This window comes from Cytobacillus sp. Hz8 (genome assembly GCF_042263505.1).
Lineage (GTDB): Bacteria > Bacillota > Bacilli > Bacillales > Cytobacillaceae > Bacillus_BE.
Genome location: NZ_JBHKFI010000006.1, coordinates 127,125 through 139,127 on the forward strand (window position 1 = coordinate 127,125; position 12,003 = coordinate 139,127).

Genomic DNA, 12,003 nt, shown 5'->3' on the forward strand with positions numbered 1-12,003 from the left:
TTAATTTTCTCCCCCTATTTCCCTTGTAAAAACTTCTTCAATAATTCTTGCCTGTTCCCTTTTATGAACGTTTGGATCACCCTCGGCTGGACTGGATCGACGGCGACGTCCTATATAATTAACTTCTATGTGTTCGCCGGCAATATATTGTAACCGAGGCTCAACAAAATTCCATGCTCCCATATTTTTTGGTTCTTCCTGGACCCAAACAAATTCCTTCACATTTGGATATTGTTTGATCATTGTTTCAATCACATCAAATGGGAATGGGTAGATTTGCTCTACACGTAAAATATGAAGCCAGTCTTCATTTTCTTGTTTATTTTTCTCTAAATGTTCGGCAAGATCAATCATGATCTTGCCAGAACCAAACACAATTCGTTCGACCTTTTCCGGATTTTTTCCAAGATCTTTTTGTGGTAATACTGTATGGAAGCTGTCTTCTGATAACTCATTTGGATCAGAGGCTACAAGCGGGTTACGCAACAGACTCTTTGGTGTCATCAGGACTAATGGTCGTACCTCTTCACGATTAAGAATAGCTGCTTGTCTTCTTAAAATATGGAAATATTGTGCCGCTGACGTTAAATTCGCCACAGTCCAGTTATTTTCAGCTGCTAACGTTAAGAAACGTTCTACTCGTCCACTGGAATGCTCAGGTCCTTGCCCTTCATAGCCATGTGGCAGAAGCATGACAAGACCAGATTTTTGCCCCCATTTGGCACGTCCAGCAGAAATAAATTGATCAAACATTACTTGCGCTGCATTGGCGAAATCCCCATATTGTGCCTCCCACAAACAAAGCGTTTCAGGAGCGAAAACATTATAGCCATATTCAAATCCTAATACGGATCCTTCAGATAATGGGCTATTATACACGGCAAAGGAAGCCTTTGCTGTTGTTAAAGCATGAAGTGGTGAGAAAGTTTCACCTGTTAGATGATCATGTAACACAATATTCCTTTGGGCAAAGGTCCCGCGTTCAGAGTCTTGACCAGTTAATCTTATTGGCGTTCCATCTGAAATAATCGATGCAAAAGCTAATGACTCTGCTAATCCCCATTCAATTTTCCCATCCTTTGTAAGGGCATCATTTCGACGTTTCAAAATTTTGTCTAGCTTATTAAAAATGTGGAAATTCTCTGGTCGAGCTAAAAGCTCCTGATTAAATTGGATAAGCTGCTCTATCGGAATCGCTGTTTGAACCTTTGGTATACCTTGTTCAACAGGAACTGGCGGTTTCATTTCTGAAAGCCCATTCTTCTTCGCAGGAACCTTTTCATATGCTTCTTTTAATTTTCCTTGTACTTGTTCAGCAATTTCCTTGGATTTCAGATCAGATAAGACCCCAACCATTTTCAATCTTTGGGCATATAATTCGTTAACGGATGGATGCTGATGGATTAGATTATACATCACTGGATTTGTTGTCATTGGTTCATCCATTTCATTATGTCCAAAACGACGATAACCAACTAAGTCTATTAATATATCTTTATGGAACTCTGCCCGGTATTCCCAGGCAAATTTTGCAGCCAGTAGACAGGATTCAGGATCATCGGTATTCACATGAATGATTGGAATTTCATATCCTTTAGCTAAATCACTTGAATATCGAGTAGAGCGGGAATCATGATATTCAGTTGTAAAGCCAATTTTGTTATTGGCAATAATATGGATTGTTCCACCAGTACGAAATCCTCTTAACTGACTTAAGTTTAAGGTTTCTGCAACTATGCCTTGTCCGGGGAAAGCGGCATCTCCATGTATTAATATTGCTAAAGCAGAATCGACGTCTTCAACTGCATATCCTTTTTCTGTTCGGCGATCCTGAGCGGCTCTTGTAAAGCCTTCAACTACTGCACCAGCAAATTCAAGATGACTTGGATTATTGGATAGTGTTAACCGCGCATTAGTTGTATTTTCTTTTTTAATATGGCGATCAAGTCCTAAATGATATTTCACATCCCCTGTCCAGCCAAAATTAATGCCAATAGAACCTTCTGAAGGAACTAGCTCCTTGTTAGGTGCATGCTGGAACTCGGCAAATATCATCTCATAGGGCTTTCTAAGTACATGTGCGAGTACATTTAAACGTCCTCGATGAGCCATGCCAATATTGATGGCTTTTGTTCCTTCTGTTACCGATGCTGAAATAATTTCATCTAAAATCGGAACTAAAGAGTCTAAACCTTCAATTGAAAAACGTTTTTGACCGACATATGTCTTATGAAGAAACTTTTCGAATGAGTCTACTTCTACCAATCGTTTATATAAACCTTCTCTTTGTTCGTTCGAAAGCTCCGGAATTAAGCTTCCGCTTTCCACCTTGTTTCTTAGCCATAATTTTTCCTTTACATTATGGACATGGTGAAATTCAAAGGCAACGGTACCCGTGTATACACTTTTTAAATATTGAATGGCTTCATAACCATTTTGTAAATGAGAAGGTGCCTCATTACAAACAATACTTGCCGGAATTCTCTCTAAGTCTTCTCTACTTAAGTCATAGGAAGAAATATCAATAATTTCATTTTCTCGCTTATGGTCATTAAGTGGATAAATATTGGCCGCCAAGTGACCATATGAACGAATTCGATCGGCAAGTTGAACAGCATTTAAAAATTTTTCTAATGAAGGAAGTGTGGATTGAAAGCCTTCTTTTTCGGACGTCTCTAACCCCTTTTGTTCATGTGGTACTTGTGGTGGACCCCACTGTTCAAAATACAAACGCATTTCCACTTCAACAGAATCCGGATCTTCCACATACTTTTCATATTGCTCAATCACATACCCCAAGTTTGGACCTAGAAACCCCTGCCAATCTGGACCTTCACTAGATTTAGGATTCTCCATGAAAAATACCCCCAAAAATCTTATCCTTAGATAATAAATTGTAAATTAAGCCTTTTCCCCCAAAAAACGGAACTAAAATCCACCCAATAAATTGAATAGTAAAATTTTTCAGAGGATAAACCGTTTCCAATGACATTTTAACACGTTGTCAATAGGACTACAAAGATTTTACTCATTTAAATAGTGAAAAATATGAGTTTAGTCATTAACTAAATAACTTATATTAATAAAATTTATTTATGCACTACTATGTATCAATATTTCGCTCTCTTTCGTTTCATAAAAAATAAGGAGCAAAAAAATAAGCCGAAAATTCGGCTTCGTTAGAATAGGTCAATGATATGAACATAATTTTCTTTTGGAGAATGAGGATAGTTGCGTTTTTCCTGAAGATTGATTTTCGTTGTTTCCATTGAGGAGATTGGAAAATCAACATGTCCACAAGTTGAGCATTTTTGCCAATCACTTTCCACTACATAAACTTCAATCCCGTCCTCAGTTGTGTAAGCAAAGTTATTATCGTATGTCGAAAAGCGATGATGACAACTCATAATTTCTTGCATACCTTTCCCTCCAATAAAGTTTCCCTATTTCTATTATATCGATTTTATTTTATTTTTGTTTGGCAATTTTTAGAATCTTTTGAAAAATATTCGACAGGCATACCACTATTTTCTTTTGTGAATAAAAAAAGGAAATCCAAGATACATTATGATTGGATACTATTCTAGGAGGAATGAAAATCGTGAATGTGGGAAGAGCAAAGGAAATATTAGAAAGTGCAGAAATCCATCATGTTTCGTATGAGGGGAATATGGTCATCATTCAGAATGTAGATGAAAAAACGAAGATGGCCAGGATTTATTCTAGAACCAATCCTTTTGACGAATGGGATGTACCTGTTTTAAATCTAATTGAAGAGGTTTGAAAATATTTTTTCATACGTGATAGGTTTATCCAAGCAATTGCTAATAAAAAGAATATTCTAAAAGACATTGACATTTAACACTTCAGTGGTGTAAAGTGTAATAAATTCATAAAATGATTTTCTTATCAAGAGAGGTAGAGGGTATGGCCCAATGAAGCCTCAGCAACCTTCAGGGTAATGATGTAAATTACTTTGAAAAGGTGCTAATTCCAGCAAGTTTTTGATAACTTGACAGATAAGAAGAACGGCTACCAGAAATTCGTAAAAGTCTTCTTCTTATAGAAGACTTTTTTTATTTACGATTCTATGTCAATAGTTCCACTTCTTTTCTATAAAATAAACTCTGGAAGTTAGGCCCATATTTTTAACTTCTCTTATGTCTCCCTTTTTTCTAATTTAACTTTATTTAGGAGTGAATACAAAATGGTAGGAATTCAAACAAAGCTTGCACAAATTGGAAATCGAAGTGATAAGGCAACTGGCACTGTTAATCCACCAGTATATTTTTCAACAGCTTTTCGGCATGAAGGAATTGGACGTTCAACAGGTTATGACTACACAAGAACAGGGAATCCCACACGTGAAATTGTGGAAAAAGCCATTGCTGATCTCGAAGAAGGAGATCAGGGATTTGCCTGTAGCTCCGGTATGGCTGCCATTTTGACTGTCCTCTCCCTATTCAAAACAGGTGATGAATGGATAGTCTCTAAGGATTTATATGGTGGCACATACCGGATATTAGAGCAAGGCTTTACAAAATGGGGGCTTCATTCCCACTATGTAAATACCAGCATGATAGAAAATATTGAAAAAACCATCAACCAAAATACGAAAGCGATATTTCTTGAAACACCTACAAATCCTCTTATGGAACAAACGGATATCACAGAGGTTTCACAATTAGCTAAAGAACATGGGATTTTGTTAATCGTTGACAATACTTTTTATACCCCTATTCTACAAAAACCGATTGCACTTGGTGCCGATATTGTCATTCATAGTGCGACGAAATACTTAGGTGGGCATAATGATGTTCTTGCAGGCTTAATTGTTGCAAAAGGAAGAAAACTTTGTGAATCCATTTCCCTTCATCATAATTCTGCTGGTGCCGTATTAAGCCCGTTTGATTCTTGGCTCCTCATCCGAGGAATGAAAACCCTCTCCTTACGAATGGCTAAGCATGAGGAAAATGCAAAAGCAATCGTCCATTATTTGCAAACACATCCTACAGTAACAGATGTCCTCTACCCAGGAAAAGGAGGAATGCTTTCTTTTCGTATTAAGGAAGAAGGCTGGGTGGATTCTTTTTTACAGAACCTATCCCTTATCACCTTTGCTGAAAGCTTAGGAGGGGTGGAAAGCTTTATCACCTACCCAGCAACGCAAACACATGCAGATATTCCCGAAAATATTCGGCTTGAAACAGGTGTTGATAATTGTTTACTGCGTTTTTCGGTAGGAATTGAAGATTCAGAAGATTTGATTAATGATTTAGAAAATGCTTTTGCAAAAGTAGATCAGGAGGTTTCATTATGATTGAGAGTGATTGTTACAGTTTTGATACAAAGCTATTGCATAATCGCCATAAATTCGATCCGACAAACGGCGCAGTCAGTGTTCCGATTCAGCACGCCACTACCTTTCATCAATCGGATATTGACCATTTTGGAAAATATGATTATAGCAGAAGCTTAAATCCTACCCGTGAGGCTTTGGAGGATGTCATTGCAGAATTAGAAGATGGTTTAAAAGGTTTTGCTTTTTCATCAGGAATGGCTGCCATCTCAACCGCTTTTCTTCTCCTATCTCAAGGAGATCATGTGGTGATAACTGAAGACGTTTACGGCGGAACGTACCGAATGGTGACCCAAGTTTTAAATCGTCTTGGAATTAGTCATACCTTTGTTGATATGACTGATTTAAAAGAGGTTGAAAAAGCGATACAACCAAATACAAAAGTGCTGTATGTCGAAACCCCTTCCAACCCATTATTAAAGGTGACCGATATTAATGCCATTAGTAATTTAGCAAAACAGCACGGTGCCTATACATTTGTTGACAATACCTTTTTAACACCTGCTCTACAAAAACCATTGAATTTAGGGGCAGATATTGTTCTGCACAGTGCTACGAAGTTTTTATCTGGCCACAGCGATGTCGTTGCCGGGCTTGCTGTCGTTAAAGATGAAGAACTAGCTAACCGACTCGGTTCTTTACAAAATTCATTTGGCGCTGTTCTCGGGGTTCAGGATTGTTGGCTTGTTTTACGAGGAATTAAAACGCTTGCTGTCCGCTTGCAACAATCAAGCTCTGCTGCTAGCAAAATAGCAGCCTATCTGAATTTACATCCATTAGTAAAAGAAGTGCACTATCCTGGTTTAGAATCACATCCTCATTTTGCCCTACAAAAGGAGCAAGCAAAAAGTGCAGGAGCAGTTCTCTCCTTTGAATTTGAAAACGAAGACGTTCTCAGATCTTTTGTTAAAAATGTCGCAATTCCCGTTTTTGCAGTAAGCTTGGGTGCTGTAGAGACGATTCTTTCCTATCCGGCAAAAATGTCGCATGCCGCAATGCCGGAAGAAGAACGGCTAGCACGTGGTATTTCCAACAGCCTGCTTCGCCTATCTGTTGGCTTAGAGAATCCAGATGACCTTATTCAAGACTTTGCAAGTGCGTTGAACAAAATCTCCTCTGTCCAGCTTCAAGGAGGAAAATAAAATGGGCTTTTTAACAGATTTAAAAAACAGAATCTTAATTGCTGATGGAGCGATGGGAACCTTATTATATTCTTATGGAACTGACAGTTGCTTTGAAGAACTCAATCTATCTCATCCCGAGGAAATTATCAAAATTCATCGAACGTATATTCAAGCAGGTGCTGACGTCATCCAGACCAACACCTATGCAGCCAATTATATCAAGCTGCAAAGATATGGTTTAGAGGATCAAGTCAAAGAGATTAATAGCGCAGCTGTGCGAATTGCGAAAAAAGCAGTTGGGGAAAACACCTATATTTTAGGAACCATTGGAGGAAATCGTGGAATAAAGCCAAATTCCATTCCAATTGAAGAAATCAAAAGGAGCTTCCATGAGCAGCTCTATTGCTTGCTCTTAGAAGGAATTGATGGAGTTTTACTCGAAACTTTCTATGACTTAAATGAACTCGAAACCATTTTAAAAATAGCTCGAAAAGAAACCAAACTGCCGATCATTGCTCAGGTTTCTATGCAAGAAATTGGAATCCTGCAGGACCGCACTCCCATCAATGAAGCATTAAATAGATTGGAACAATTAGGTGCCGATGTTGTTGGTTTAAACTGCCGACTTGGCCCACATCAAATGATTCAAGCATTAGAAGAAGTCGAATTGCCGGAGCATGCTTATTTATCTTGTTATCCAAATGCCAGCTTACCAGCATATACAGATGGAATCTTTCATTATAAAGGAAACGCTGAGTATTTTCGAAAATCAGCTCAAGCTTTTCGTAAGCAAGGGGTGCGTCTCTTAGGCGGATGCTGTGGAACAACACCTGAACATATCCAAGCTTTTGCAAGCGAATTAAAAAATGCCACTCCAGTGACGGAAAAACAAGTAAAATCAAAAGCAACTCCCATTGTAGTCGAATCATTGCCACCTGTACGCGATCTTCCTCCGTTAGAGGGAATTGTAAAGAAAAGGCATTCTGTCATCGTGGAGCTGGACCCGCCTAAAAAGTTGAATACCGATCGCTTTTTTCAGGGAGCGAGAGCGCTAAAAGATGAAGGAATTGATTGCCTAACATTGGCGGATAATTCCCTTGCCTCTCCGCGAATAGCAAACTCTGCCCTTGGCTATTTAGTAAAAGAACAGATTGGTCTCCGCCCACTTGTTCATATTACGTGTAGAGACCGCAATATTATTGGATTGCAATCCCATTTAATGGGGCTTCATACGCTTGGATTGCATGATGTGCTCGCGATTACAGGAGATCCTGCAAGAGTAGGAGATTTACCAGGGGCCTCCTCTGTCTATGATGTTTCTTCTTTCGAATTAATTGGAATGATAAAACAGTTCAATGAAGGACTTTCTTTATCAGGGAAAGATTTAGGCCAAAAAGGGGTTTTTTCAATAGCCGCTGCATTTAATCCGAATGTACGCTCCATCGAAAAAGCTGTCCAAAGATTGGAAAAGAAAGTATCCTTTGGTGCCAATTATTTTATTACTCAACCAATTTATTCAGAAGAAAAATTAAGAGAGGTCTATGAGGCAACAAGGCATATCGATGCTCCAATCTATATTGGTTTAATGCCATTAATTGGGAGCAATAACGCAGAGTTCCTTCATAATGAAGTACCTGGGATAAAAATTGACCAATCCATTCGTAATATCATGTTTTCTTTGAAAGATGACCCAATCGCTTCAGAAAAAGAAGGAATTGCGATGACGAAGTATTTAATGGAAGCAGCTGAAGAATTATTTAATGGAATATATCTTATTACCCCTTTTATGAGATATCATATGACTGTAGAGCTTGCTAGCCATGCCCGGACTTACAGTGAAGAGCTTCAAAGGAGGATTCAAAATGCTTAAACCACCATTAACTGAACAATTGAAGAAGAAAATTCTGATTATGGACGGCGCTATGGGTACCATGCTACAACGTGCAAATTTAACATTGGAAGATTTTGGAGGAGAAGAATATGAGGGATGTAATGAAAATCTCAATCTAACCTCCCCTTCTGTTATTGAGCATATCCATCGTGAATATTTACTTGCTGGAAGTGACATTATTGAGACGAATACCTTCGGAGCTACCAGTATAGTTTTAGAAGAATATAATCTTGCGGACATTGCTTATGAAATTAATAAGGTCGCAGCAGGTCTTGCTAAAAATGTAGCTGATGAATTTTTCACACCGGAATGGCCAAGATATGTGGCTGGTTCTATGGGTCCAACAACGAAAACTTTAAGTGTTACAGGCGGAACAACTTTCGAAAAATTATCTGCATCCTATGAAGAGCAAGCGCGAGGACTGATTGACGGAGGCGTTGATCTCCTTTTAATCGAAACTAGTCAAGACTTGCTTAATGTCAAAGCAGCTTTTGTCGGCGTTGGACATGCCTTCGAAAAAACAGGAAAGAGGCTACCTATCATCGTCTCTGGTACGATTGAACCAATGGGAACGACATTAGCCGGACAATCCATCGAAGCCTTTTATATTTCTGTGGAGCATATGAATCCGCTTGCGGTTGGTTTAAACTGTGCAACAGGACCAGAATTTATGCAGGATCATATCCGCTCACTCTCAAGTCTTGCCACCAGTGCAGTAAGTTGTTATCCAAATGCTGGACTTCCGGATGAAAATGGAAATTACCACGAAACACCTGAATCTCTAGCGGAAAAGCTGTCTGGATTTGCCTCAGAAGGCTGGCTCAATATTGTTGGCGGCTGTTGTGGAACCACACCTGAGCATATCCATTTAATCGCGGAAAAAATGAAACACTTCCATCCTCGGCAAGTTGTACAAACTCATCCACATATGGTTTCAGGGATTGAACCATTTATTTATGATGACCCTACCCTCCGCCCCATCATGGTGGGGGAAAGAACAAATGTTATTGGCTCTCGTAAATTCAAACGCTTAATTAACGAGGGGAAATTTGAGGAAGCTGCAGAAATTGCTCGTGCCCAGGTAAAAGGCGGAGCCCATGTGATCGATATCTGCTTAGCAGATCCAGATCGCAATGAAATTGAGGATATGGAGACCTTCATTCAAGAAGTTGTAAAAAAAATCAAGGCCCCTCTTGTCATTGATTCAACTGATGAAGAAGTTATTGAAAAAGCACTAACCTATTCACAAGGGAAAGCAATCATTAATTCCATTAATCTCGAAGATGGAGAAACACGCTTTGAGAAGGTATCAGCATTAGTGCATCAATATGGTGCGGCTGTTGTCGTTGGAACTATTGATGAAAAAGGAATGGGTGTAACCGCTGAAAAAAAATTAGAAATTGCCAAACGCTCCTATGAACTCCTTGTTCACAAATATCATATTTCACCAGAGGATATCATCTTTGATCCTCTTGTTTTCCCTGTTGGTACTGGAGATGAGCAGTATATTGGCTCTGCCAAGGCAACCGTTGATGGGATTCGCTTAATTAAAAATGAATTTCCTAAGGTTCAAACCATTCTCGGAATTAGTAATGTATCCTTTGGACTTCCGCCTGTTGGAAGAGAAATATTAAATTCCGTGTTCCTTTATCATTGCACTTTAGCAGGATTAGACTACGCCATCGTCAATACGGAAAAATTAGAACGATTTGCCTCTATCTCCAAAGAGGAAGTGGAAATGGCCGAAAAACTTCTATTTGATACTACAGATGAAGCCTTAGCCCAATTTACTGATTTTTATCGGGATAAGAAAAAAGAAACGATATCACAAATTCCCAATATGACACTAGCTGAGCGTCTTGCTTATTATATCGTAGAAGGAACAAAAGAAGGTCTAATCCCTGATCTGAAAACAGCACTAACCACCTACTCACGTCCATTGGATATTATCAATGGACCTCTAATGGATGGGATGAAAGAGGTTGGACGGCTTTTTAATGGGAATCAATTAATTGTCGCAGAGGTTCTGCAAAGTGCAGAAGTCATGAAAGCATCTGTCTCTTTTCTTGAGCCTTATATGGAAAAAAGCGATGCGTCGTCAACTAAAGGAAAAATCATTCTTGCGACCGTTAAGGGAGACGTTCATGACATTGGAAAAAACCTAGTTGATATCATTTTAACAAACAATGGTTATGAGGTGATTGACTTAGGAATAAAAATTAACCCAGCCCAGTTAATAGAAGCCATCCATCAGATCAAACCTGATATTGTTGGACTTTCTGGTCTCTTAGTGAAATCGGCTCAACAAATGGTTCTCACTGCTCATGATATGAAACAAGCTGGCATCGATATACCAATTCTAGTTGGAGGAGCTGCACTTACACGTAAATTTACAGAGGCCAAAATTTCGAAAGAATACAATGGACTAGTGTTATATGCCAAGGATGCAATGGATGGCTTAACATTAGCTAACCAATTACAAGTCCCTCATGAAGTAGAAAAGCTAAAGCAAATAAAACAGGAAAAGGTTCATGCAGCGAAGGTTGAAACGAATTTCACTTCAAATGGCAGTGTTGCAACTGCCGTACGTAGAAAAGCGATCGTGCGAACCGATGTACCAGTCTTTATCCCAAATGATATGGAAAGACATTTGCTTCGGAACTACACTTTATCTCATATTGAACCTTATATCAATAAACAAATGCTCCTTGGACATCATCTTGGAGTAAAAGGAAAAATTGATAAGCTTTTAACAGAACATGATGAAAAAGCTACAAAGGTGAATCAGCTAGTCGATGAATTACTTCAACAAGCAAAAAAATTCGGCTGGATTACTCCACAGGCAGTTTATCAATTCTTCCCAGCGCAATCTGAGAGAAATAAGGTATTGATTTACGATCCAGAAAGAGTGGGAAAAATCATCGAAGAATTCAATTTTCCACGACAGGAATCTGGAAACTGTCTATGCTTAGCTGATTATTTAAAACCAAAATCCAGTGGAATCATGGATTATGTTGGATTTTTTGCCGTTACTACTGGAACCGGTGTTCGGCAAGCAGCTGCTGACTTAAAATCACAAGGACGCTTTCTTGAAAGCCATGCCTTGCAAGCAACCGCTCTTGAATGTGCGGAAGGCTTTGCCGAATTGATTCATCGGTTAATGAGGGACCGCTGGGGCTTTCCAGATGCAATCGATATGACAATGAAGGAACGTTTTGCAGCTAAATATCATGGACAGCGCTTCTCCTTCGGCTATCCAGCCTGCCCTAATCTTGAGGACCAAAAGAAGCTATTTAAGCTTTTGCAACCGGAAGAAATAGGCATTCATCTAACAGAAGGCTGTATGATGGAGCCAGAAGCATCCGTAAGTGCACTAGTTTTTGCTCATCCAGATGCAAGATATTTTAATGTTTTAACATAATAATGGCTTGGATCTCCTTCAAGGGATCCAAGCCCATTTTTATCCCACTCTTAACGGACAGTAAGACTCCCACTTCAAGATTCTGAGAATACGAAGAAGATAAGTGGGAGATCAACTGTCCGTAAAGGTCCGACGACGGACAGGAGGTCCTAGTCAGGCGAAGCCACAGGACGTGGCGTTATGAGCGTGATAAGTGAAATAAGATTTT

At 39.1% G+C, this 12,003-nt stretch carries 7 protein-coding genes and 1 riboswitch; of the genes, 5 read left to right on the forward strand and 2 right to left on the reverse strand.

Translation table 11 applies throughout. From position 1 onward, the window contains the following. Together ACE38V_RS09970 and ACE38V_RS09975 are read right to left on the reverse strand one after the other, a co-directional pair. Positions 1 to 2,856: a 2-oxoglutarate dehydrogenase E1 component gene (locus tag ACE38V_RS09970; protein ID WP_375841103.1), complete on the reverse strand. Its 2,856-nt coding sequence runs from the start codon at positions 2,854 to 2,856 to the stop codon at positions 1 to 3. Between the two features lie 323 nt (positions 2,857 to 3,179). Next, the gene (locus ACE38V_RS09975) at positions 3,180 to 3,419 is read right to left on the reverse strand and encodes a hypothetical protein (RefSeq protein WP_375841105.1); all 240 of its coding nucleotides are present in this window, start codon (positions 3,417 to 3,419) and stop codon (positions 3,180 to 3,182) included. Between the two features lie 173 nt (positions 3,420 to 3,592). Between ACE38V_RS09975 and ACE38V_RS09980 the strand changes: the two genes are divergently transcribed. The 5 genes from ACE38V_RS09980 (at position 3,593) to metH (ending at position 11,795) form a co-directional block, all read left to right on the forward strand. Further along, complete coding sequence (locus ACE38V_RS09980; protein WP_375841107.1) at positions 3,593 to 3,784, forward strand: H-type small acid-soluble spore protein; 192 nt, start codon at positions 3,593 to 3,595, stop codon at positions 3,782 to 3,784. 119 nt (positions 3,785 to 3,903) lie between these two features. Continuing rightward, a riboswitch (SAM riboswitch) is annotated at positions 3,904 to 4,026 on the forward strand. A gap of 181 nt (positions 4,027 to 4,207) precedes the next feature. Then, the gene (locus tag ACE38V_RS09985; RefSeq protein WP_375841108.1) at positions 4,208 to 5,320 is read left to right on the forward strand and encodes a methionine biosynthesis PLP-dependent protein; all 1,113 of its coding nucleotides are present in this window, start codon (positions 4,208 to 4,210) and stop codon (positions 5,318 to 5,320) included. Further along, complete coding sequence (gene metC / locus ACE38V_RS09990; RefSeq protein WP_375841109.1) at positions 5,317 to 6,501, forward strand: cystathionine beta-lyase; 1,185 nt, start codon at positions 5,317 to 5,319, stop codon at positions 6,499 to 6,501. Before ACE38V_RS09985 ends, metC begins: the two co-directional genes overlap by 4 nt. A gap of 1 nt (position 6,502) precedes the next feature. Further along, positions 6,503 to 8,353: a bifunctional homocysteine S-methyltransferase/methylenetetrahydrofolate reductase gene (locus ACE38V_RS09995; RefSeq protein ID WP_375841110.1), complete on the forward strand. Its 1,851-nt coding sequence runs from the start codon at positions 6,503 to 6,505 to the stop codon at positions 8,351 to 8,353. Continuing rightward, on the forward strand, positions 8,346 to 11,795 hold the full coding sequence (gene metH / locus ACE38V_RS10000) for a methionine synthase (protein WP_375841111.1): 3,450 nt from the start codon (positions 8,346 to 8,348) through the stop codon (positions 11,793 to 11,795). Before ACE38V_RS09995 ends, metH begins: the two co-directional genes overlap by 8 nt. Positions 11,796 to 12,003 lie beyond the last annotated feature (208 nt).